The sequence below is a fragment of the Thiomonas arsenitoxydans genome (assembly GCF_000253115.1).
Classification (GTDB): Bacteria; Pseudomonadota; Gammaproteobacteria; order Burkholderiales; family Burkholderiaceae_C; genus Thiomonas; species Thiomonas arsenitoxydans.
Genome location: NC_014145.1, coordinates 3412394 through 3436205, shown reverse-complemented (window position 1 = coordinate 3436205; position 23812 = coordinate 3412394). Strand labels below are relative to the sequence as shown.

Annotated in this window: 17 protein-coding genes; 11 read left to right on the top strand and 6 right to left on the bottom strand. The window is 65.1% G+C overall.

Features of this window, described 5'->3' with window-relative positions; all coding sequences use genetic code 11:
- Positions 1-9: 9 nt before the first annotated feature.
- Complete coding sequence (locus THI_RS16250) at positions 10-4239, bottom strand: translocation/assembly module TamB domain-containing protein (protein ID WP_013107358.1); 4230 nt, start codon at positions 4237-4239, stop codon at positions 10-12.
- On the bottom strand, positions 4239-6125 hold the full coding sequence (locus tag THI_RS16245; protein ID WP_231836245.1) for an autotransporter assembly complex protein TamA: 1887 nt from the start codon (positions 6123-6125) through the stop codon (positions 4239-4241). The genes THI_RS16250 and THI_RS16245 overlap by 1 nt, the downstream gene beginning before the upstream one ends.
- Before the next feature lie 291 nt (positions 6126-6416).
- Here THI_RS16245 and THI_RS16240 point away from each other — a divergent pair, with 291 nt between their 5' ends.
- The 3 genes from THI_RS16240 to THI_RS16230 all read left to right on the top strand — a co-directional run bounded on the left by THI_RS16240 (position 6417) and on the right by THI_RS16230 (position 10996).
- On the top strand, positions 6417-7166 hold the full coding sequence (locus THI_RS16240) for a response regulator transcription factor (protein ID WP_013107356.1): 750 nt from the start codon (positions 6417-6419) through the stop codon (positions 7164-7166).
- A gap of 80 nt (positions 7167-7246) precedes the next feature.
- Complete coding sequence (locus THI_RS16235) at positions 7247-8959, top strand: FecR domain-containing protein (protein WP_141130641.1); 1713 nt, start codon at positions 7247-7249, stop codon at positions 8957-8959.
- A gap of 15 nt (positions 8960-8974) precedes the next feature.
- Positions 8975-10996 (top strand): CHASE2 domain-containing protein, encoded by a 2022-nt coding sequence (locus tag THI_RS16230; protein ID WP_013107354.1) that lies wholly within the window; start codon positions 8975-8977, stop codon positions 10994-10996.
- 33 nt (positions 10997-11029) lie between these two features.
- Here THI_RS16230 and mscL read toward each other — a convergent pair whose 3' ends face one another.
- Entirely contained in the window at positions 11030-11452 is a 423-nt protein-coding gene (gene mscL, locus THI_RS16225; RefSeq protein WP_013107353.1) for a large conductance mechanosensitive channel protein MscL, read from the bottom strand.
- Positions 11453-11586: 134 nt separating this feature from the next.
- Positions 11587-12048, bottom strand: coding sequence for a CZB domain-containing protein (locus THI_RS16220; RefSeq protein ID WP_013107352.1), 462 nt, complete (start codon positions 12046-12048; stop codon positions 11587-11589).
- A gap of 590 nt (positions 12049-12638) precedes the next feature.
- Here THI_RS16220 and THI_RS16215 point away from each other — a divergent pair.
- Both THI_RS16215 and THI_RS16210 read left to right on the top strand, forming a co-directional pair.
- Positions 12639-13613, top strand: a complete 975-nt coding sequence (locus tag THI_RS16215) for a sulfurtransferase (protein ID WP_041609051.1) — start codon at positions 12639-12641, stop codon at positions 13611-13613.
- Between the two features lie 353 nt (positions 13614-13966).
- Positions 13967-15628 (top strand): MFS transporter, encoded by a 1662-nt coding sequence (locus THI_RS16210; RefSeq protein ID WP_013107350.1) that lies wholly within the window; start codon positions 13967-13969, stop codon positions 15626-15628.
- Between the two features lie 105 nt (positions 15629-15733).
- Here the strand turns inward: THI_RS16210 and THI_RS16205 are convergent, their stop codons facing one another.
- Both THI_RS16205 and THI_RS16200 read right to left on the bottom strand, forming a co-directional pair.
- A complete protein-coding gene (locus THI_RS16205) occupies positions 15734-17086 on the bottom strand; it encodes a (Fe-S)-binding protein (RefSeq protein WP_013107349.1) in 1353 nt (450 codons plus the stop codon).
- Positions 17083-17760: a hypothetical protein gene (locus THI_RS16200; RefSeq protein ID WP_013107348.1), complete on the bottom strand. Its 678-nt coding sequence runs from the start codon at positions 17758-17760 to the stop codon at positions 17083-17085. Before THI_RS16200 ends, THI_RS16205 begins: the two co-directional genes overlap by 4 nt.
- Before the next feature lie 206 nt (positions 17761-17966).
- Here THI_RS16200 and THI_RS16195 point away from each other — a divergent pair, with 206 nt between their 5' ends.
- From THI_RS16195 to THI_RS16170, 6 genes are all read left to right on the top strand, one after another.
- Positions 17967-18212 (top strand): hypothetical protein, encoded by a 246-nt coding sequence (locus THI_RS16195; RefSeq protein WP_013107347.1) that lies wholly within the window; start codon positions 17967-17969, stop codon positions 18210-18212.
- Between the two features lie 141 nt (positions 18213-18353).
- On the top strand, positions 18354-21341 hold the full coding sequence (locus THI_RS16190; protein ID WP_013107346.1) for a formate dehydrogenase subunit alpha: 2988 nt from the start codon (positions 18354-18356) through the stop codon (positions 21339-21341).
- A gap of 31 nt (positions 21342-21372) precedes the next feature.
- Complete coding sequence (gene fdh3B / locus THI_RS16185) at positions 21373-22005, top strand: formate dehydrogenase FDH3 subunit beta (protein WP_013107345.1); 633 nt, start codon at positions 21373-21375, stop codon at positions 22003-22005.
- Positions 22002-22235, top strand: coding sequence for a hypothetical protein (locus THI_RS16180; protein WP_013107344.1), 234 nt, complete (start codon positions 22002-22004; stop codon positions 22233-22235). The genes fdh3B and THI_RS16180 overlap by 4 nt, the downstream gene beginning before the upstream one ends.
- 9 nt (positions 22236-22244) lie before the next feature.
- Entirely contained in the window at positions 22245-23429 is a 1185-nt protein-coding gene (locus THI_RS16175) for a formate dehydrogenase subunit gamma (RefSeq protein ID WP_013107343.1), read from the top strand.
- 19 nt (positions 23430-23448) lie between these two features.
- Positions 23449-23757 (top strand): hypothetical protein, encoded by a 309-nt coding sequence (locus THI_RS16170; protein WP_231836243.1) that lies wholly within the window; start codon positions 23449-23451, stop codon positions 23755-23757.
- Positions 23758-23812 lie beyond the last annotated feature (55 nt).

The window sequence follows — 23812 nt, the reverse complement described above, 5'->3', positions numbered from 1 at the left end:
TCCCCCAGTTCATTGAAACTCGAAGGTGTAGAACAGATCGAGCGCGTTTTCGGTGCCGGTCTGAGCCTGTACCGAGAGCCGCCGGGTGAGTTGGTGTTGGATGGTGAAAATGCTCGATACCCCGTCGATTCCGCGCGAGAAGGTGACGAGGGTGTTGGCCGACAGGCGCTTGCTCAGGGTGACGATGGTGCTTTGCACGCTGCCAGATGCCGCGGTCGCGGCGCCATTGGTGCTGCTCGTGCCGTTGCTGCTGGACGCGCTTTGCACGCTGATGCTGTCCAGCCCCACCGCATGCGCCAGCCGGGTTTGCAGCGGCTGCCCCTCGCTGGGGCCGAGCAGCGCCGCCGCCGCGGTCTGCAGCAGCCCAATGTCGGACGCGCCCACCTGGTCGAGCGGCTGGCCGAGTACCAGCCACGACAGAATTTCGGTGTCGGGCATGGCGGGGGTGGAACTGAGCTTGACCAGCGGGCGCCGCGCGCTGCCGCTGATGGTCACGCCGACTTCGATGCCGGTGGGCAGGTTGGGGCGGGTGGCGGTAATGTTCAGTCCGGGATTGTCCACCGGCCCGGCGAAGTTGATGCGGCCCTGCGTGACCTGCAGTTGCTGGCCGTAGGCGGTGTATTCGCCCTTGACGACTTCGATACTGCCGGTCGCCGTGGGCGTGGCGCCGTTGTCGGCGCGCACGCGCACGCTGCCGCCCAGCGTGGCGTCGAGACCCTGGCCGTAGAGGTGGAAGTTGGAGCCCAGGTTGAAGGTGCCATCGAAGCGCACGGCGCTGGGCATGGCGGCCGCGGGCTTGCTTGCTGCCGGCGTCTGGCCGATGACGACCACGTCGCTGCTTAGCGTGGGCCCGGTGGCGCGGGGCAGGGCGATGTCGGCGCTGTCGGCGGTGAGGTCGGTGGTGAGGTCGGTGGTGAGGGCCAGCACCTTGTCGGCCAGCCGGGCCTGCGCCGTGCCGCTAAGCACGAGTTGTCGGTCGGGCCGACTGAGCAGTTGCAGCTTGTCGGCCTTGAGGTCCAGCTTCGCGCGCGGCAAACCGTTTTGCAGCAGCGCGTCGCCGGTGGCGGTGAGCTGCCCTTTGCCGCCCTGGAGTTGGAGCTGATCGAGCTGAAGTCGGTCGCCGGTGAAATGGGCGCGCAGCACGCCGTTTTTGAGATCGAGGCCTTGCGCCGGCCAGGCCAGACGCAGCGCCCGGCCATCGAGACTGCCGCTGTATTGCGGCAGGGCCAAGGTGCCTCGGCCCTGCACCGCGAGTTGCAGACGGCCCTCGGCGCGATAGTCGTAGCCGATCAGCGGCGCGGCCCAGGCCAGGCTGGGCATGTCGGCGCCCGCGTCGAGCTGCAGCGGTGCGCTGCCCTCGATGCCCCACAGCTCGCCGCGGCGGCTGAGTTCGGTGGCAAAACTGGCCTGCGCCGTGCCCATGGCGGTCTGCACCACGCCCTGCGCCTGCACGCGGCTGTCTTTCGCTGTGATGTCGAGCACCAGCTGGCCGATGCCCAGCGGCATGAAGCCGCCGCGCGATACGGCGGCGCCGAAGGTGGCGTCGCAGGTCGGGGCGAGGGTGACCGTGCCCACGGGCTTGGCGGGAGCGGCGGCAAGCTGCAGCGCGATATCGCCGCTGTCGCGCTGCAGATGGATCTGGCCGTTCACGGTTGCACCGGCGTCGATCTGCCAGCGGCCCGAAAGCACCAGCGTGTCGCGCAGCCGCGCCGGGGTGATGCCGCCCAGGGCAAGCAGGTCGGCGGTGCGGACGGTCTGCAGACGACCCGCGGTGCGCAACACGCCGGGGGCAAGCTGCAGGCTGTCCAGATCGATCAGCCCGGCCTGCAGCTTCAGAGCGGCATGCTCAACCTGCAGCCGCAGCGGGGAAAACGCCAGATCGAGCTTTGCGGGAGCCTGGAGTTTGAGCGCGACCGGGCCGGTGTTGTCCAGCGAGGTGATCTGGCCGCGCCAGCCTTGCGGGTCGCCGTGCCAGCCGCCAGCAGCACTCAGCCGGAGATCGAGTGGCAAGGGCGGCGCGGCGGGCTGCGATGTGGGTTGTGGTGTGGGAGCAGTGGCGTTGGGCCGGGGCAACTGGCCTTTGACGGCAAGCAACAGAGTGTGCTGGGCGCGGGTGCCCGCGATGTTCAGGGTCGCGGTATCGATCACTTTTTCTGCGCTGCTTTTTGCGGCAGACGCGATCCGCAGGTCTTGCAGCCGGGCGCCCAGTTGCAGTTGTCCGTCCAGCCCGGCCGTGGTCTGCGCCTGAGTGTGCAAACTGCCGATCTGCACGGTTTGCGCGCTCTGGGTCCAGCGCAGGCCGTCGAGGTCGAGCTGTAGCGAGCCCGCGACACGGTTGAGCAGGGCGCTTGCGGATGGCAAGGCGGTGGCGGCCGGTGCGCGGCCGGTGTTGAAGGTGCTAAATGTGCTGCGGGCGCTGAGGTGTTGCAGCGTGAGCGCGCTGGCCCAGCGCAGTTCGTCCGCTTGCAGCGAGACGGTGCCCGAGGGCGCTTGCAAGCCGCCTTGCAACTGGCCGCGCGCTTGGGCGCTGCCTTGCAGGGCGGGGTCGATCTGCGCGAGTTGCGGGGCGCGCAGCGTCCATTGCAAGGCGTCGCGGGGCTGGCCGAATGCGCCTTTCGCGCTGAGCTGGTTGGCGCCGAGGGTGAGTGCGGCGTCCACGTCCCACAGGCGTTGCGGGTCGAGCGCGAGCCGCGCGTGGCCGGTGAAAGTGTGGCCGCGCCACACGCTGGGAGCGAGTTGCAGCGCGAGCTTGGCCTGACGGTGGGCGAGGGCGCCGCTTGCGGTGAGGTCGGCGTTCAGCGTGGCCTTGGGGTAGGCGCCGAATTGCGCAGGGTTGAACTGCCGCAGCCGGGCGCTCAGCTCGAAGGCCTGTGTGCCTGCGGTGGACAGGGTGCCGCTAGCCTCCAGGCGGCCGCCCAGCGCCGAGAGCAGCAGCTGGCGCAAATGCACGCTGTCACCCTGGCGCTGCGCTTGCACGCGAACGTCCCAGCCCGGCTGGCTGAGGGTGGCCTGAACGCTTTGCTGTTGTGCGCTGGCGTCGATCACCACCGGGCCGGACAGGCGGGTGGCGGCCAGCTTGCCGTCGAGCGCGCGGGCGTTGAGCTGCGCGAGCTGCAGGCGGGCCTGCAGCTCGGGCTGCGCCCAATGCAGCGTGCCGCGGATTTGTCCGCCAGCGCCCAGGTCGATGAGCAAATCGTGCGCGCTGGCCTGCTGCGCATCGCCCGCGAGGGTGGCGCTCAGGCTGTGCAGCGGCAGGCGCTGCTGGTCGATCGGGCCGGGCCGAGTGTTGCGCACGCGCAGACTGCCCACCAGCCTTTGCGTGCTCGACGGGCCGAGATCGAGCTGCACATTCAACGCGGCGCGGGGCAGCCCTGCGGCGAAGGCCGAGGGATCGAGCGCGTTCGAGCTGAGCCGGGCGCTGCGCAGCGGTGTGGCATCGAATGGCGTGAGACGGGCCTGCAGTTGGGCGCGGGCGGCGTCCATCTGCAGGGTGCCGTCGAGGGTGAAGTCGCGCAGGGTGCCGTGGGCGCGCAGATCGGCAGCGTTACGCTCAGCCGCCTTGCCGGGCAGGCCGATGTGCGTGGCGCTGAGGCTCGCCTGCAGCGCGTAGGGTGCGGCGTCGTCCAGGCTGGCGCTGAGCTGGGCGTGGGCCCAGGGGGTGAGGGCGGTGAACTGCGCGCGGTAGCGGCCCTGGCCGTAGTGCATCTGGCCGCTGAGGCTGCCGTAAGACCGCAACGCCCCTGGCGGGCCGATCTGCAGTGCGCCGACGGCCAGATGGTCGATGTCGATACGCAGCGGCAGGCGCAGGCTGGCGGGCAGTTGCGGCGCGCCGGTCGAGGCGGCGGCGTGGGCTGGCGTCACGTCGATGCGCTGCGCGCTCAGGTTCTGGATGTGCAGGGTGCGCTGCCACAGCGCGGTCGGCGTCCAGCGCAGCCGGGCGTCGTGCAGGAGGGTGGTGGAGCTGGGGGTGGTGAGCTGCAGTTGGCCGATGCGCACCGAGTTCCACAGACTGCCCTGCACGTCTTTCAGGGTGATTTGCGTGCTGCCCAGCCGCAGCGGCGTACGCGCCGCAAGCCACTGCAGACCGCTCTCGCTGCCCAGCCAAGCCACGGCGCCTGCGGCAGCGATCAACACGGCGACCGTGGCCGTCAGCGCCCAGAGCAAGACGCGCAGCGAGCGCGGCCCGCGGCGGCGGGATTCGGGCGGCGGGGCGGCGACGGGTGCGGTCGGCTCGGTCATCAGAACGACAGCCCCGCACTGAAGTTCAGGCGATATTGGTGCACCGCCTGACCGTAAGCCAGATCGACCGACACCAGCCCCACCGGGCTGCGCCAGCGCACGCCCGCGCCATAGCCGCGCACGGGCTTGAGCGCGCCCCAGGTGTCGGCCGCGTTGCCCAGGTCGTAAAACACCGCGCCACCCCACTGGCGGGTGAACCAGTGATCGAACTCGGCACTGGCGGTAAATAGATAGCGGCCGCCGACGATGGCGTCGCCCTGCACCAGCCCCAGGCTTTGATAGGCGTAGCCGCGCACCGAATTGGCCCCACCGGCGCGAAACAGGAAATTCTGCGGAATGCCGCTGGCGCCATTGGCCAGCACCGCGCCCGCCTCGGCACGAAAAACCAGCTGGTTGCTGCGGTCGATGGGCAAGTAGCCGAGCCCGCGCGCATACAGCCGGATGAAGTTGGCCGACGACAGCAGCGCCTTGCTGGCGCCGCCGAGTTGCAGATTGATGATGGCGCCGCGGCTGGGATAGAGCACGCTGTTGATGTCGCGCCACGTCCAGCTATCGTTCAAGCTCAGTGCATGCACCTCGCTGGAGGCGGCGCCCGCGGGCTGCAGGCTTTCAGCCTGATACTGCAGCGCCAGCGCGGTGTCGATGTGGCCGCGCGTGCGCTCGCGCAGCGCCCCGATGCTGCTGTTGCGCGTGACCAGGCCGGAAATGTCGGTGCGGTCTTGCAACAGGGTGAGGCTGTCGTCATAGCCGTTCGCGGTGCGCGGGAATGCCAGCCGCAGATTGCCGCTCTGCTCGCGCGTCTGCAACTTGACCTCGCTCGACAACCGCCAGGCGCGTCCCAGAAAGTCGAGGTCGCGCCAGCCCATCTGCACCCGCTGCCCGGTATCGCTGCTCACCCCCACGCCGAAACTGAGTTTTTGCGCCCGGTTTTCCGTCACCTGCACATCCACCGGCGCCACGCCGTCCTGCGCCTGACGTACATCGGCATCGACCACGGCATTGCGGAAGTAGGGGCTGTTCTGCAAAGCGGCCTGATAGTCGAGCAGCGCGGTCTGCGAATACGGCTGCCCCGGCTGCATCGGCGCCAGCCGCTCCACGATGCTGGCCGGATAGCGCTGCAACCCGGTGATGTGGAGCGGGCCGAACCGATAGGCCGCGCCCGTGTCCAGCCGCACCAGCAGGCGGGCCTGATGTGTTTGCGGATCGATGGTCGCGCGGCTGTCGGCAATGCGCGCAGCCGGCCATTGCCCCGACAGCAGACTGGAGAGCGCCCGCGACTTGGCCGATTCCCAGTCGGCATCGCGAAACACCGAGCCGGGCTTGAGCGTCCAGGTGCGGCTCAGCCGCGCGCTCAGGGCGGCATCCGGCTGGCCGTCGGGGCCGTCGACCTGCACCTCGACGGCATGCACCAAGGTGGCCACGCCCGGATTCACGCTCAGCACCACACGAATCGGCCCTGTCCCATCAGCCTCCGGCGGGCAAGTGACCCGCACCGTGATCTGCGGTGAAAAATAGCCCTGCGTTTCGAGCAGGCGCTGCACCTGGGCGGGCGCCTCATCGGCCAGCCGCTCGACCTGATCGGCCTGCAATCCCGGAAAGTTGCGCCAGCGCAACAGATCAAGATTGTTAGATAAGAGGGCGCGCAAGTCCTCCGGCACGTCGAGCTCGACCTCGTACTTGGGCGCAGCCGTCTGCGCTGCCGAAGCGGGCGGCGCAGGTGAGGGGCTCGCGGTCTGCGCCGCCGCAGTCTGCGGCCACGCCAGCACCGCGACCGCGCACAAGGCGCCGAGCGCGAAGCCGAAAAAGGCGATGGCGCTCGGCAAAGCGGCTCCGCCAAGCCCGATCTGGTGCTCGGCGGTCGTCGTTCTGGCCGGTTTTCGATGCATGCCCGCATTATTCATGCCGCATGTCGGCGGCGGCGTCGGCAGGCCCATGAGCGTCCCCAGGGCCGGGCTGCGCCCAGTCCGCATCCGTCCTTAAATCATGTTTCAAGCTTGCGCCGGGTCGATTCCCGGCGTGAACTTTGTAAAGCATGCCCTGACATTACTTGCCGACAACCCCGCGGAGTGTGAACATATTCATGGTTTTCTCACAAAAACGCCGGGTCGCCCCAGGTTTCCTTGACTTCCGCCTCTGCTCTATCTCTGTCAAGCCGCATGACATTTTTCAGTTCAACCGTGCCACCCACTCTCGCCTTGCGTATTGCGTACCTGGAAGACGATCCGCTCATTGCTCACGAGGTTTCCGACTGGTTGCGCGAAGCTGGATATGACGTGCAGCACTACACGGACGGGCAGGAATTCGCCCGCGCCGTCGAGCGCGGCGGCGCCGACGCCTGCCTGCTCGACTGGATGCTGCCCGGCCTGAGCGGGCCGGATGTGCTGTGCCGACTGCGTCTGCAACTGGGCGCCAACGTGCCCCCGGTCATTTTCCTCACCGGACGCAATGCCGAAACCGATGTGGTGCAGGCGCTGGAGTCGGGGGCCGACGACTATCTGGTCAAACCCTTGTCGCGCCCGGTGTTGCTGGCGCGGCTGCAGGCTGTGTTGCGCCGATCGGGCAGCACTTTGCCCGCGGCGCGGCTGCGTCTGGGCGAAATCGAGGCCGACTGCTCGCGGCGGCAGATTTTTGTGCAGGGTGAGCGGGTTGAACTGACCGACCGCGAAACCGATCTGGCGCTGCACTTTCTGCAGAACGTCAACCGCCTGCTGACCCGCGACTTTCTCATCCAGACCATCTGGGGCCTGCGTCCGGAGGTCGAGACCCGCACGGTGGACGTGCATGTCAGCGCCCTGCGGCGCAAATTGCGCCTGCAGCCGGAATCGGGCTGGCGCCTGGTGTCGGTCTATGGCCGTGGCTACCGCTTGGAGCGCGCCCGCAGCGCCGACGAAGGGCCGCAGACCGTGCCGCCCGAACTCGACGATTGAACCCGACGCTTGAACGCGTCCGGGCTGAGAATGTCGGTTTGCCGCTTTTTTGTCGGCGGCTCGAACCGGATGTGACTCTGATGCGTTTGCCGACCCCCCTGTTTTTCACCCGTCTTTCCGCCCGCCAATCCCCCCGCCTGCGCGCTTTGCTGCTGGCTGTTTTCGCGTGGGTGATCGTGCCGACTCTGGCGTTGGCGCAAACCGCGCCAACGACTACCAGTGTCTCGGGCGAACCGATGTGGCGCTACACCGTCCGGCCGGGCGACACCCTCATCGGTCTGGGACAGCGTTATTTGCGAGACCCGGCGCAGTGGCCGCAGATCCAGCGCGACAACCGGGTGGGCAATCCACGGCAGATTCCGCCGGGCACCGTCTTGCTGTTTCCCGCCGACCTGCTGCGGCAGCAGCCCTCCAAGGCGCAACTGGTGCAGGCTTTCGGCGCGGTGCGCTGGCGGGCGCAGGCGACTGAGGCCTGGCAAGACGCCCAACCGGGTCAGACCCTGGCCGCCGGCGCGCAGGTTCAAGTGCCGGATTCGGGCAGCGCCGTCATCGAACTGGCCAACGGCACCCGTCTGGCGTTGCAGCCCGGCAGCGCCCTGACGCTCGACACGCTGAGCCTCTACGCCGACGGACTGATGGCCGACACCCGGCTGCGTCTGCAGCAAGGACAGATCGACATTCAGGACAACCCTCGCCGCCTGCCCAATCAGAATCTGCGCATCCTCACCCCGTCGGCCCAGGCCGTGGTGCGCGGCACCCGGTTCCGCGTCGGGGCGGGCGCCGAGGCCACGCGGGAGGAAACCCTGGGCGGCGCGGTCGAGCTGCAGGCTGCGGGCGCGCAGGTGCGGGTGGATGCGGGCATGGGTTCGCTGGCGCGTACGGGGCAGCCGCCGCTGCCGCCGGTGCGGCTGTTGCCGTCGCCCGATGTGTCGGCCTTGCCGAGCCTGTTTGAACAGCTCCCGCTGCGCTTCACCCTGCCCGCGCAGGCCGGGGCGGTGTCGTGGTTCGGCCAGGTGCTGGCCGAGAGCGATAGCGCGCAGGTGCTGGTGCAGAAAACCAGTACCGGCAAGACCCTCAGTGTGGCCGATCTGCCCAATGGCCGCTATGTGCTGCGGCTGCGCGCGGTCGACGCCAACGGCTTGCAGGGACAGGACGCGTCGCACGCCTTCACCGTGTTCGCGCGGCCTTTTTTCCCGATGCTGACCGCCCCGGCGGCCGGGGCGACGGTGCGTGTGGCGCGGCCCAGGCTGGCCTGGTCGGAGTTGCTGGACGTGGCGCGTTCCCATCTGCAACTGGCCGCGCAGGATGATTTCGCGCGGCCGCTGTACGACGTCGAACAGCAGGGCGCGCACTGGACGCCGCCCGCCGATCTCGCCGCGGGCGTCTGGCACTGGCGCGTGGCCAGCATCGACGCGCAGGGGCAGCAGGGGCCGTGGAGCCCGCCGCAGACCTTCCGCTATGTGCCGGGCCCCGGGCCGGCCGATCTGGCCAAGGCGACGATGCGATTCGACCGCGATCATCTGCTGCTCGACTTGCCTGCCGCCCCGTCAGGACAACATTACGCGCTGACGCTGTCTGACCACGCCAACCTGCAACCGGCGCTGGCGCAGATGCAAACGCCGGGCGGCGCGCTGACCTTGCCGCGGCCGTCTTCGGGCAAGCGCTACCTCGGCGCGCGGCTGGTGGACGACAGCGACGGCACGCAGGGGCCGCCGGTGGTGCAGGTCATCGATGTGCCGCCGCGCTATCCCGACCTCTGGCTGCTGCTGATTCCTTTGCTGCCCGCCCTGTGACGTCGTGAAGCCGCTGTGAAAACCGGATTCGCGCGTTTGCTGCGCCTCGGCGAGTCTCGCGAGCGGTTGGCTCGGCCTGCTGAATCCGGCACGGCGCGCTCGGCCCGCTGGCGACCTGGGCTGGAGATTCTGCGCATTGGCGCTCTGCTGCTGATTCTGGCGCTCGGTCTGAGCCTCAGCGGGGTGCTGCAGCGCATCGATCATCTGGTGTTCGATCTGGGGCAGCGGCTGCAGCCGGTCGTGCCGCCGCAGGGCGTGGTCATCGTCGCCATCGACTCGCACAGTCTCGACCGGCTGGGCGCCTGGCCCTGGCCCCGCGCTACCGACGCCCGGCTGGTGGATGCGGTCTGCCGCGCGGGCGCCGCCGCGGTCGGGCTCGACATCGCCTTCACCGAAGCGGGCAGCGACGCGGCGGGCAACGCCGCGCTGGCTCAGTCGTTGCAGGCCTGCGGCAAGGTGGCGCTGCCCGTGGTGCTCGACAGTCTGCGCAGCGGCGGGCAGATCGTTGAAGGCCTGCCCATCCCCCAGCTTGCGGCGGCCGCGGCGGGTCTGGGCCGCATCGGCGTGCAGCTCGACGGCGATGGCGTGGCGCGCAGCGTCTATCTCTGGGAGGGCGTGGGCGCGCCGGTCTGGCCTCTCATGGCGCAGACCCTGCTCACCATCGCCCATCAGCCCGTGCGCGGCAGCGCGCCACGGCCCGCGCAGAGCGCCGTGCCGTCCCATCCCTACGCCCTGGCCGCCGCCGACCAGCGGCGGCTGCGGTTCGTCGGCCCCAGCGGTACGGTGCCGCGACTGTCCGCCAGCGCGGTGCTCGACGGCGTCGTGCCGCCCGGCGCCCTGCGCAGCCAGGTGGTGCTGATCGGCGCAACTGCCGCGGGCCTGGGCGATTTTCTGGCTACCCCGGTGACGACGCAGGGCGCGCCCATGCCTGGCGTGGAGGTGCTGGCCAACACCCTCATCGCGCTGCGCGATGGCACGCTCATCCATGTCGCCGCGCCGGTCTGGAGTTTGCTCATCACGGCCTTGCTCGCGCTCGCGCCTTTGCTCTGGCTGCCGCGGCTCATGCCCCTGGGCGGGCTGATCGCCAGCGTGGCTTGGGGGCTGGTTCTGGTGGGCTCCGCTGCCGCGCTGCCCCTGCTGACGGGTTGGTGGGTCGCGCCCGGCGGGGCGCTGGTGGCGGCGCTTTCCGCCTACCCTTTGTGGGGCTGGCGACGGCTGGAGGCGGCCAGACGCCATCTGGACGGAGAACTGCGCCAGTTGCGCCGTACCGTGCGCGAGTCGCCAGAAGGCGATGCGCCCGCAAAGCACAAGCGACTGAGTTTCGAACGCCGCATTCTGGAGGTGCAGGCCGCGCAGCAGCGTTTGCGCGATCTGCAAACCCGCCGCGACGATGCGCTGGCCTTCATCAGCCACGACGTGCGCGCGCCGCTGGCTGGCGCCGTGCAACTGCTGCAGTCTGGCAAGATGGACGTTGCGGCGCGCGACCGCCTGCTCACCCAGCTTCGCCGTGCGCTGAACCTCTCACAAGGCTTTCTCGATCTGTCGCGCGCGCAGTCGCTGGAGCCGTCGGCCCTGGTCGAAATCGAGTTGGGCGCGGTGCTGCATCAGGCCGCCGACTTCGCTTATGACGAGGCGCTGGCGCAAGGGGTGCGCTTTGTCCGAGAAATTCCAGACGATCCGATCTGGGTGCGGGGCGATTTCGACGCCCTGGAACGTCTGACCACCAATCTGCTGCGCAACGCAGTGCAGCACAGCCCGGCAGGCTCGAAGGTGATCCTCGGCGCCACGCTCGCGCCGCACACGGTGCGCTTCTGGGTGCGGGATCAGGGGCCGGGGCTGACGCCGGAGCAGTCGGCCCGGCTGTTCCAGCGCTTCAGCCGCGCCCATGAGGGGCCGGGCACGCCGCTGTCAGGCAGCACCGGCCTAGGCCTTTACTACGTGCGGCTGGTGGCCGAAAAGCATGGCGGCGCTGCCGGCGTGACATCGCGCCCCGGAGAGGGGGCGATGTTCTGGGCCGAACTGCCCCGGCAAGCCTGAGTGTTGGCGGCCTGACGGGGCACAGACCTTGATTTACTTCTTCAGCGCGTCGCGAATTTCGCGCAGCAGCACGGTGTCTTCCGGCGTGGGTGCGGGGGGGGCCGGCGGCTCGGCGTGCTTGAGCTTGGAAATCATGCGCACCATCATGAAAATGATGAAGGCCAGGATGATGAAGTTCACGGCCACGGTGATGAAGCTGCCATAAGCCAGCACCGGCACGCCGGCTTTTTTGAGCGCCGCCAGCGTCATTTCGGTACCGGCGGGCACTTTGCCCAGGACGATGAACAGATTGGAGAAATCCAGTTTGCCGATGACCGCGCCAACAATCGGCATGATGACATCGCCGACCAGCGATTCGACGATTTTGCCAAACGCGCCGCCGATGATCACGGCAACGGCCAAGTCGATCACATTGCCTTTGACGGCAAACTCTTTGAAATCTTTCATCAGGGACATACGGGGCTCCTCAACCGGTGGGGGAAGGGCGTGAATACCTCACGCACGGCGCGGATTTTGCGGGAAAAATGGGCAATTCCCTAGCGCCGCACCCTGTTTTAGAGGGTTTTTTACAGTCTATCGCCCGGGAACGATCAATTCGGCCGCGCCGCAGCGTAAAACCGCACCAGTTCCAGCTGAACCTGATCAGACAGGGCGCTGAACGGGCCACGCAGCAATTTTTCGGCTTCTTCGCGCTGGGCGTTGCGGCTGCTCAGCAGCACCTGCGCCGCAGCGAGGTGGAACTCGGCGTGCATCTTTCGCAGGCGCGCATATTCGGGCAGGTGTCCGTATCGGCCCTTGGCGCGACCATGCAGCCATTGACCCAGAGCGCACTGATCGTCCACGGCGACCGAGGCGATGTCCACATCATCTTGCTGACCGTCGACGATGATGGCCTTGAGGCGCTTTTTCCAGTTGAGATGGCCTTGCACCGCCTGCCCCAGATAGAGCCCGTCGAAGTGGTCTTCTTCCGGGTCGATTTCGGGGGCCAGGTGAGTGTCGGTGGCGGGAAGCAGACCGAGGTCGTGGCGGCGCAGCCAAGCGAGAAGTCCCATGAGTTGTCCTTTTTGAGAGAGGTTGTGAACGCAACATGCCGGGGCGGTTGCCGCCAGCCATGAGAAGGACTTTAAAAATCAGGCTCAGGGTCGGTCTAGGAATGTGCGGGCCGCTTTACGCTTGTATTCAGTCAAGTGTGATTTTTTGCACAGAATGTCCGGTGCGCCGCAAAGCGCGCCGCCGATACGCCAGGTCACAGTTGATACATACTGGCCCTAGTTTCCGCGTTGACATCTGCTTAAAGTGCAGTCATCCAAGTTTTGCTCCTCGTTGCTGTAAGGCTTGGCTAGGCGTGATGCGGTTGTACCCCGGATGACGCCGCCCCATCGAGCAGGGAGTGCACTGTGGTGCTGCGTTCGCGGCACCGGAGGGCTGAGGAAAAAAACAACGATCTGGAGACATCCTGCAGCGGCGTTTCGTTTGTTTCGCCGCTGCGCTGAAAACAAGCATCCACCGAATGTCGTACCGCCCGCGCCGAGCCTGGTTGCGGGTGGCGCATGCAGTGCCGCGCAGACCGGTCGGTCGGTGCGGCGACTATCCATCGCTGACTACTGAGATCGGCGAAGAAACCAACCTCGTGAGGAGCCAAATGAAACTTGCCAAAACCCTGATCGCAGCCGCCATTGGAATGGGCGCAGCCCACGCCGCTTTCGCCATGAACGTGCCTGGCCCGCTGGTCACGCCCCAGTGGCTGAAGGCGCACCAGAGCGACGTCACCGTCATCGATATTCGTGGCGGCGGCAGCATGAAAGCCTATGACGAAGAGCCGGTCATGGGCAAAGACCATTTTGTGAAAAAGAGCGGCGGCCATATCGCGGGCGCTGATCTGGTGAACTTCAACGACATTCGTGAAGAGCGCACGGTCGACGGCGTCAAGCTCAAGGCCATGATGCCGACTGCTGAATACTTCACCAAGGTCATGGACGCGGCAGGCGTGAACAGCGGCAAGCCTTACGTCATCGTGCCGACCGGCAACGCCGTGTTCGCAATGGACCGCGGCACTCGCCTGTACTTCCAGATGCGCTATTTCGGCGTGCCCGCCGATCAGATCGCCATCCTCAACGGCGGTACCAACGCCTGGATCAATGCCGGCTATCCGGTGAGCATCAAGCCCGCGCCCAAGAAAATGGGTGACTGGAAAGCCACGGGCGAAGACAAGGCGCTGTTGGCCGGTCTGAATGATGTCAAGGAAGGCGAGAAGAGCGGCACCGAGCAATTCATCGACGCCCGCCCCACCGCCCAGTACCTGGGCATTGCCAAGAAGCCGATCAACAAGACGGCGGGCCATCTGGCCGGCGCCAAGTCGTTCCCGATCGACGCCATCGTCAAGGATGATCATGGCGCGGCCATGTTCATGAGCGCGGCCGACTACAAGAAGATCTTCCACGACTTCAATATCAGCGACACCGCGCCGACGACCACCTACTGCAACACCGGCCACCTGGCCTCGGGCGCCTGGTTCGTGGTGCATGAAATTCTCGGCAACAAGAATTCCAAGCTTTACGCCGGTTCGATGAACGAGTGGACCAACCTCGGCAACCCCACCGTGGGCCTGCCTGGCTGAGCCAGTCCGCAGCTCCAGAAAACCGGCCTTGTGCCGGTTTTTTTTCGTCCATACGCTTTGGCGCATGCGGGAATACCGCAATGCAACAATGTTCGGATACGAGTGATTTCATGCGATGAAACTTGCAAGAAAGGTGCGCAGCCCTGAAATTGCTGCACTGCAGCTTCGTGTTTTCCCTAGATTTTCATCCGCCCGACTGTCAGCGCATGGTCAGCTAGGCTGAAAACAATCCGTCATTCCCGTGACGTGCTGTAACACGTTGACGCCGCGGGGTTGATGCGTTGCGTTGCGGGCCTCGGGTGGAAGACCCAGCAGCGACGCCACGCCCACGTCCACATCCAGGAGACTTGAGCATGGCTTCCATTGCAATGGGCGCAAAAGCGCGCCCCATGACGGCGGGCGAGAAGAAGGTGATCTTCGCCTCATCGCTCGGCACGGTATTCGAGTGGTACGACTTCTACCTCTACGGCTCGCTGGCGGCCATCATCGCCAAGCAGTTCTTCGCTGGACTGGATGCGGGATCGGCGTTCATCTTCGCGCTGCTGGCGTTTGCCGCAGGCTTCATCGTGCGACCGTTTGGCGCTCTGCTGTTCGGTCGGCTGGGCGACATGATCGGCCGCAAATACACCTTCCTCGTCACCATTCTGATCATGGGTCTGTCGACGTTCATCGTCGGCGTGCTGCCCAACTATGCGGCCATCGGCGCGGCTGCACCGGTCATTCTCATCGCACTGCGTCTGCTGCAAGGCCTGGCGCTCGGCGGGGAATACGGCGGCGCCGCCACCTATGTCGCTGAACACGCGCCGGCCAACAAGCGCGGCGCCTACACCTCGTGGATTCAGACCACGGCCACGCTGGGGCTGTTCCTGTCGCTGCTGGTCATTCTCGGCACGCGCACGCTGCTGGGCGAAGACGCGTTCAACGCCTGGGGCTGGCGTGTGCCTTTCCTCGTGTCCATCGCCCTGCTCGCCGTATCGGTCTGGATTCGACTCAAGCTCAACGAGTCTCCTGCCTTCATCAAAATGAAGGCCGATGGCAAGGCGTCCAAGGCACCGCTGACCGAGGCGTTTGCGCGCTGGGGCAATCTGAAGTACGTCATCCTCGCCCTGCTGGGTCTGGTGGCTGGCCAGGCCGTGGTCTGGTACACGGGGCAGTTCTACGCGCTGTTTTTCCTCACGCAGACGCTCAAGGTCGATGCGGTGACGGCTAACCTGCTGATTGCCGCAGCCTTGTTGATCGGTACACCGTTCTTTGTCGTGTTCGGCTCCCTGTCCGACAAAATCGGCCGCAAGCCCATCATCCTGGCGGGCTGTGCGATTGCTGCGCTGACCTACTTCCCGCTGTTCCAGGCGCTTACCCACTACGCCAACCCGGCGCTGTACCGGGCGGTGCAGAACTCGCCGGTCACGCTCACGGTCGATCAATCGCAGTGCACCTTCCAGTTCAACCCCACCGGCACGGCGAAGTTCACCTCATCCTGCGACATCGCCAAGCAGATGCTGGCGGCCAACTCGGCCAACTACAACACCGTGTCTGGCACCGGCCCGGCGGTCATTCAGATTGGCGACAAGACCATCACCGTGGTCGGCGCCAAGGATTTGCCGCCCGATGAATTCAAGGCCAAAGAGGCCGCGCTGAAGAAAGAAATCGGCGCCGCGCTCAAGGCGGCGGGCTACCCGGCCAAGGCCGACCCGGCGCAGATGAACTTGCCGATGGTGATCGCCATCCTGGCGCTGCTGGTGATTTTCGTCACCATGGTGTACGGGCCGATTGCGGCGGCGCTGGTCGAGTTGTTCCCGACCCGCATCCGCTACACCTCGATGAGCCTGCCCTATCACATCGGCAACGGCTGGTTCGGCGGCCTGCTGCCCACCATCGCCTTCGCTCTGGTGGCGCAGAACGGCAACATCTATTACGGCCTGTGGTACCCCGTCATCATTGCTGCGGGCACCTTTGTCATCGGCCTGTTCTTCCTGCCGGAAACCAAAGATCGCGACATCTACGCGGCAGACTGACCGGCACATCCCCCGCGGCGCAGCCGCGCCCGGGGGGCAGACTCGCACAATGGAAAAGCCCGCTTCAGCGGGCTTTTCTTTTGGCTCGCAGGCCTGCTGCGCGGATCAGGACGGCGATTGCTGCGAGGGATGATCCACGAGCTTTTGGGCAATGAGTTCAACCAGGCTGAGTACAGGCTTGTCCCATTCGGTCTGCTCGGCACCGGCCAGGAAGTTGAGTCGGCAACTGCCGCACGAGGTGACGATGGCCTGGGCGTCGCTGTTGTCCACCTGTGCCCGCTTGATGGCGAAAGCTTGCGCCCGCAGGGGTGCCGCACGGTTGATCAAAAATCCGCCCGCTCCGCCGCCGCAGCACCAGTTCATTTCTTCGGTATCCCGCGGCTCGCACAACTCAGCTCCAGTCGCGCGCAGAGCGAGCCGAGGCTGCTCGAATACACCGCCGTGTCGGCCGAGTTTGCAGGCATCGTGGAACATCAGGGTCTGGTGCGCATCGCCGCGCAACGGCAACTTGCCTTGTTCCACCAGTTCCCCGATCAGTTCGGAGATGGCCAGCACGCGAAAAGGCAGCGGACCTCCGTGTACCTCAGCGCCTTCCCAGCGCAGGGCCGGGTAGGCATGGCCGCACTCTGGCACGATCACCATTTCGGCGCCTATTTCGATGGCTTGTCGAATCACAGCTTCAGACGCCTTTTTCTGTGTCTCCTCTACGCCGGAGAGCAGGCCAAAGTTGGCCGCTTCATAGCCATTGCTGCGCAGCGTCCAGTCCAGCCCAGCGGCGTTCAGTACCCGTGCCGTCGCCTCGAGCGCGTCCTGGAACAACAGGATGTCGAGCACGGTCGTCAGCATCAGCACCTTGGCCTTGGGTTTGTCCAGATGCACGGTCACTCCACGGCCGCGCACCACTTCGACGGCCTGTGCAAGATGGCTGGCATCTGCTCCAAACACGGTTCCGCGGGCGTCTTGCTCGCTTTGCACGGCGCGCAGTTCGTCTGGTGCGAGTCCTGCCGCGGCCAGCGCTTCGCGCATGACGTTCACGCCGCGGGCGATGTTGATGCCCATCGGACAGACCATGCTGCAACGGCCGCACTCGGTGCAACTGTCGAAGCACAGCGCCTGCCATTCCCGCAAATCATCGACATTCACATCCCGGGTGAACGGTTTCCACAGCCAGGACAGGGGGGCGACTTCGCGTCGCCAGACGCGCCGCAGCAGATCGAGCTTGTGCGTCGGAATGAGGTCAGGGTCATCGTTTTGCACGCTGAACTGGCAGGCGTCGGCGCAATAGCCGCATCGCACGCAACTCTCGAGATCGACCGCGAGGTTGCGATCCATTTTTTCGAGCATGACCGTTTTGGCACGGTTGACACGCTCCGCGTCGGGCATCTCGATCTTCGGTGCTTGCTCCGCCAGATGAGCGATGGCGTTGCCGAACTGTGCATACATCTCGCGATTCATCATGCCCGTACTCCCCGACGCGCCATGAATGCGCCGAACTGGGCGCGGCCAAAAAACCAACTGACGGTATGGAACAGTTTGCCGAAGGGAAACCACACCAGCAGCAGTTCGAGTGACATGAGGTGAATCGCCAGCCGGGTGGGATCTGCGGAGTATCCCTGCGCCGCATAGGCGCTGGAGGGCTGATCGATCAAGGCGATGCCCGTGAAAATCACCAGAAACAGCAAGCCCCAGGAGATGTAGTCATCTGCGCTGGAGATCCGTCGCAGAGTCGGGTCCATCAGGCGCATGGCAAGCGCCACAAGCAAGGAGATGATGGTGACGCCCGCGGCGAGATACATCACTGCGTCCGGCAATGCAGGCCAAGACACCCCCAGATGCCGGTGAAGAAAGGCGATATGTGGGGCGTAGCCAAACACGATGAAGGCCAGGCCGAAGTGATAGAAGTAGGGGTTGAGCGTGGCAAGTGTCGGGTTTGGACGAGTGCCAGCGCGCGGCAACATATGCCGCAGGACCGTGAACCAGATCGCCCCTTGCACATGGACGCGCCGAGGGGTCGATGTGGCCAGCTTGGTTGGACGGCGAATCAACCCTGCCGCTCGCCACAGCATGCCCAGCACGAAGATCAATACGCTGCCGACAAGTAACGGGCCACGCGCCAGGGTCAGGAGTTCCATGAAAATCCCTTTGCTTTGTAAGGGTTTTGATATTAGGCTGCAGAGCAGTGGAGTGCAAGCGATTGTTTATTCGCGAATCCGGATGTTTGCATGCATTGCAAATTGCGTTGAGTTGACGCGGTTATAGGGCTACAGTTCGCATAAAAAAATCAATCGCGCCGCGCAACACCCCGCGGCCCACTGCGGCCTGCCGCAAGGAGACTCGAATGACTGAAAAACGAATGCCCCCGGACGACGCCAATACGGCAACTGCGATCAAGCGTCGTTCGCTACTGCAAGGAATGAGCGGCGTAGCTGCGGCGGTTTTTGGCGCAAGTGTTGCAAGGGCGGATGCCATGGCGCAGCCGGTCTTGACCAAGACGGCAGCAGAGCCCAAGGTTGACGCCACGCAACAGACGGGCTACCACCTGACCGAGCACATTCGTGCCTACTACCGCACCACCCGGCTTTGAACGCCAGGCAAATGCGACCTATACGATCTGCCGCGCGGCGCCACTTGCAAGCCTTACATGCAAGCCTTACTGGCAAGCCTTTGAAGCCAGGGTTTCGCCCGCCGCGCCACCTGCTCCCACGCATCACAATGGAGTGAAGACATGCTGCTAACTCGTCGTTCCGAAAGCAAGGACACCCAAGGTAAGTCCCCGGACACCTCGACCCTCTGGGTCGATCAACTCAAGCGCAGCCTGAACCGCGCCTTGCCGACCATCGACCGTCGTGCATTTCTGCGGCGCTCCGGCATTGGGGTGGGGCTGGGGCTCGGAGCGGGTTTGATCGGCTCGCAACTGCACTTGGTGAAGAAGGCCGACGCGGCCGATACGCCCGCGCCGGGTTCGGTCGGGAGCAAAAATGTAGTGACCCGGCGCACGGTCTGCACGCACTGTTCGGTCGGCTGCGCCTCGGACGCCATGGTGGAAAACGGGGTGTGGGTGCGGCAGAACCCGGTGTTCGAATCGCCGCTCAACCTGGGCGCACACTGCGCCAAAGGCGCCGCGCTGCGCGATCATGGGCGCGGTGATCACCGTCTGCGCTATCCGATGAAGCTGGTGGACGGCAAGTATCAGCGCATCTCCTGGGATCAGGCGCTGCAGGAAATCACCGACCGCCTGCTGGAAATTCGCAAGGAAAGCGGGCCGGACGCGCTGTTTGTCGTCGGTTCGAGCAAGCACAGCAACGAGCAAGCCTATTTGCTGCGCAAGTGGGTCTCCTTCTGGGGCACGAACAACTGCGATCACCAGGCGCGCATCTGCCATTCCACCACCGTCGCCGGTGTCGCCAACACCTGGGGCTACGGCGCCATGACCAATTCGTACAACGATCTGGCCAACTCCAAGGTGGCGTTTTTCATCGGTTCAAATGCGGCCGAGGCGCATCCAGTGTCCATGCTGCACTTGCTGCACGCCAAGGAAAACGGCTGCAAGGTCATCGTGGTCGATCCGCGCTTCACACGCACGGCAGCCAAGGCCGATATGCATGTGCGGCTGCGCTCGGGTACCGACGTGCCGGTGGTGTTCGGCATCCTCTATCACATCTTCAAGAACGGGTGGGAAGACCAGCAGTATCTCGATGCCCGGGTCTGGGGCATGGACAAGGTCAAGGAGGACGTGCTGGCGAAGTGGAACCCCGATGCGGTCAAGGAGGTTTCCGGCGTGGATGGCGACACCACGTTTGCCATCGCCAAGATGCTTCACGAAAACAAGCCGGGTACCGTTGTGTGGTGCATGGGGCAGACCCAGCACACCATCGGCCATGCCATTGTGCGGGCTTCTTGCATCCTGCAACTGGCGCTGGGCAATGTCGGTAAGTCGGGCGGCGGCACCAATATCTACCGTGGCCATGACAACGTGCAGGGCGCAACCGATGTGGGCCCCAACCCGGATTCGCTGCCCGGTTACTACGGTGTGATCGAGGGTGCCTGGAAACACTACGCCGGGGTCTGGGGTGTGGACTATGAGTGGATCAAGGGCCGATTCGCTCCGGGCATGATGACCAAACCGGGAATGACGGTCTCGCGCTGGATCGACGGCGTGCTCACGCCGAACGACATGATCGACCAGGGGCCGAACCTGCGCGCCCATATCTTCTGGGGGCATGCGCCCAATTCGCAAACCCGTGGCCTCGACATGAAAAAAGCCATGAACAAACTCGATCTCCTGGTTGTGATCGATCCCTATCCATCGGCCACTGCCGCCATGGCCGCGATGCCGTCTGATAAGGCCCCGCTCAACCCCAAGCGCGCTGTGTACCTGTTGCCGGCCACCACGCAGTTCGAGACCTCGGGTTCGGTGACTGCGTCCAACCGTTCGCTGCAATGGCGCGAGAAGGTGGTCGAGCCGATGTTCGAGTCGCGCACCGATCACATGATCATGACCCAGCTCGCCGACAAGCTCGGCTTCGGCAAGGAGTTGGTGAAGAACTACAAGATGGTGCCGGGCAAGGGCGGCATGATGGAGCCGGAAACCGAGTCCATCCTGCGCGAGATCAACCGTGGGGTCTGGACCATTGGCTACACCGGACAAAGCCCGGAGCGGTTGAAGGCGCACATGCGCAATATGCACGTGTTCGACGTCAAGACTCTGCGCGCCCGAGGCGGCATCGACAAGGAAACCGGCTACAAGCTCGACGGCGAATACTTCGGTCTGCCCTGGCCCTGCTACGGCACTCCGGAGTTGCGCCATCCGGGCACGGCGAATCTGTACGACACCTCGCTCAATGTCATGGAAGGCGGCGGCAACTTCCGCGCCAACTTCGGCGTCGAACGCGACGGCCAGTCTTTGCTGGCGGCGGACGGTTCCGCCTCGAAGGGCGCGGACATCCAGACCGGCTATCCCGAGTTCGACTCCACTCTGCTGAAAAAACTCGGCTGGTGGAACGAACTCACCGACGCCGAGAAAAAGCTGGCCGAAGGCAAGAACTGGAAGACCGATCAATCGGGCGGCATCATCCGCGTGGTGATGAAAAACCATAGCTGCCACCCCTTCGGCAATGCCCGCGCCCGCGCCGTCGTGTGGAACTTCCCCGACCCGATTCCGCAGCACCGCGAGCCCTTGTTCTCGGTGCGGCCCGACATGGTGGTCAAGTATCCGACCTACGACGACAAAAAGACCTTCTGGCGCCTGCCGACTCTTTACAAGACGGTGCAGGACAAGAACATCGACATCGTCAAGAAATTTCCGCTCATCCTTACCTCCGGGCGGCTGGTCGAGTATGAAGGCGGCGGCGACGAAACCCGCTCCAACCCCTGGCTGGCCGAGCTGCAGCAGTTCGCCTTCGTGCAGGTCAATCCGGCGGTAGCCAACGACCGCAACATCCGTGAAGGCGATGACGTCTGGGTGAGCACGCCCACCGGCGCACGCATCAAGGTGCGCGCGCGCGTCACTGAGGCGGTCGACCGATCCACCGTGTTCATCCCCTTCCACTTCGCCGGTCACTGGCAGGGCAAGGATCTGCGCCAGTACTACCCGGAAGGCGCTGCGCCCATCGTGCTGGGCGAAGCGGTCAACACGGCCACGACTTACGGCTACGACGCGGTGACCATGATGCAGGAAACCAAAACCACCGTCTGCCAACTCGAACGCGCCTGATGCGCCCTCACGCTCAACGGAGACAATCCCCATGGCCCGCATGAAATTCATCTGTGATGCCGAGCGTTGCATCAACTGCAACGGCTGCGTCACCGCCTGCAAAAACGAGAACGAGGTGCCCTGGGGCGTGAACCGCCGCCGCGTGGTCACCATGAACGAAGGCGTACCCGGCGAGAAGTCCATCTCGGTGGCCTGCATGCACTGCTCGGACGCGCCGTGCATGGCGGTGTGTCCGGTGAGTTGTTTCTATCGCACCCCGGAAGGCGTGGTGCTGCACGACAAGGACGTGTGCATCGGTTGCGGCTATTGTTCCTACGCTTGCCCCTTCGGCGCGCCGCAGTTTCCGGCCAACGGCGAATTCGGCCTGCGCGGCAAGATGGACAAATGCACCTTCTGCGCCGGCGGCCCCGCGCCCAACGGCTCGGAGGAACAATTCAAGGAATACGGCCGCGACCGTCTGGCCGAAGGCAAGCTGCCGATCTGCGCCGAGATGTGTTCGACCAAGGCGTTGCTGGCGGGGGACGGCGAGGTCATTGCCGACATCCTGCGCGACCGCGTGCTGCACCGCGGCGGTGGCGCCGAACTGTGGGGGTGGGGAACGGCGTATGGCAAGGCGGACGCGCAAGCACAGCCCGCACCGACGAAGCAAGGGGAGTCATCATGAACCGCATCATGTCCTTGATGTTCGCAGCCGTCTTGCTCGCCATGACGGCCGGATGCAGCCAGAAACCACAGACCCTTACCCAGACCGGAGCACCGCCTTCGCAAGACCCGTGGATGGGCGCCAATCCCGCTTTCACCGAAAAGGACTGGAAGGTGGGGGATAAGGCCAGCTGGCAGCGCGAGATCAACCGTCGCGCCCAGAACCAGAACGAATACGTGCGCATGCGCTAGGAGCGGGCCATGTTCAGAGTCACATCCCGTTTTGTTGCCGCTTTTGTTGCTGCTCTTGCGCTGGGCTTGAGCGTGAGTTTGGGCGCGTCTGCTGCGCTCGCGGCGGATGCGCCAGCAACGCTCACCCCGGGGCCACAGACTGGCACGGCGCAGCGCGCAGATCAAGCTGCGGCCCCTCCGGGCGCTTCAACCATCCCCGGCTATCTGCAGCAAACCAATGGCGAGCGTGCGCAAGTGCAGCCTGGCAATAACGCACCCATGTGGCGCGAAATCAAGCAGCAAGCCGGTTTCTCCAGCCTGCCCGACCCCGAAGCCGGGGTGCTGATTCAGCCGCAAACGGCGTATCCCGGCTCAGCCTTTACCTCGGCAGGCGAAGCGTGGCGGCAGACCCGTAATCTGCTGCTCATTCCAGTCGGCGGCTGGCTGCTGATCCTCGCTCTGGTGGGTATTGGCGCGTTCTACTTGTTCCGCGGAAAAATCCGGCTGGAGCACAAACCCACGGGACGCAAGATCGAGCGTTTCACGCCGTTCGAGCGTTTCATGCACTGGGTGCTGGCGTTCTCGTTCATCGCCCTAGCGGTATCGGGAATCGTCATCATGTTTGGCAAATTCTTCCTGCTTCCCATTCTGGGTTCGGCGTTTTTCGGCTGGCTCACCTACGCGCTCAAGACCATCCACAACTTCATCGGGCCGCTGTTCGGGCTATCGCTGGTGATCGTGCTGCTGACCTTCGTGCGCGACAACCTGCCGAGCAAGAGCGACCTGGCCTGGCTCGCAAAGGGGGGCGGTTTGTTTGGCGGCGGCGAAGCACCATCCGCGCGGTTCAATGCGGGCGAGAAAATCTGGTTCTGGGTCGGGGTGCTGTTCTTGGGTCTGTTGGCAGTGGCATCGGGCCTGGTGCTCGACAAACTGGTGCCCAACTTCCCCTACACCCGCAGCGCCATGCAGGTGGCCGAAATCGTCCACGCCTCAGCCACCATTTTGTTCATGGCCATGGCCTTCGGCCACATCTACATCGGCAGCGTTGGCACGGAGGGCGCGCTCGATGGCATGCGTACTGGTTATGTGGACGAGAGCTGGGCGAAGCAGCACCACACGCTCTGGCTGGATGCGATCAAGTCCGGAAAAATCCCCGCCCAACGCAGCGGCCCCAACGCGCAGGCGCCAGTGCCCGTGATCAAACCCAAGGCTTGAGGAGATGATGATGCGATGCATGCGTGGACTAATAGTGGCCGTCTCGCTGGCTTGCGGCGCAACGGCGTGGGCCAAGTTGCCGCCGCCCAGCCCGGAAGCCAAGGCCAAGGCAGAAGAAGCCGCAGCCAAAGCTAAATGGGCTGACAAGGTGGCTGCTTATCAGTTGTGTCAAACCCAGGATAAAGTGGCGGCGTTTTATTACGCTCAGGCCAAGGAACAAGGCAAGGCGACCCAGCCGCCGGTTGCCACCCCGCCCTGTGTGAACCCCGGGCCGTATGTGGCCGCACAATCTGAAGCAGCCGCCCCGGCAGCCGCCGCGCAGAAATAAGGAGCAGCGTTTGGGCGTCGACACGTGGGCCGACAGGCTGTCACGCCTTGATTTG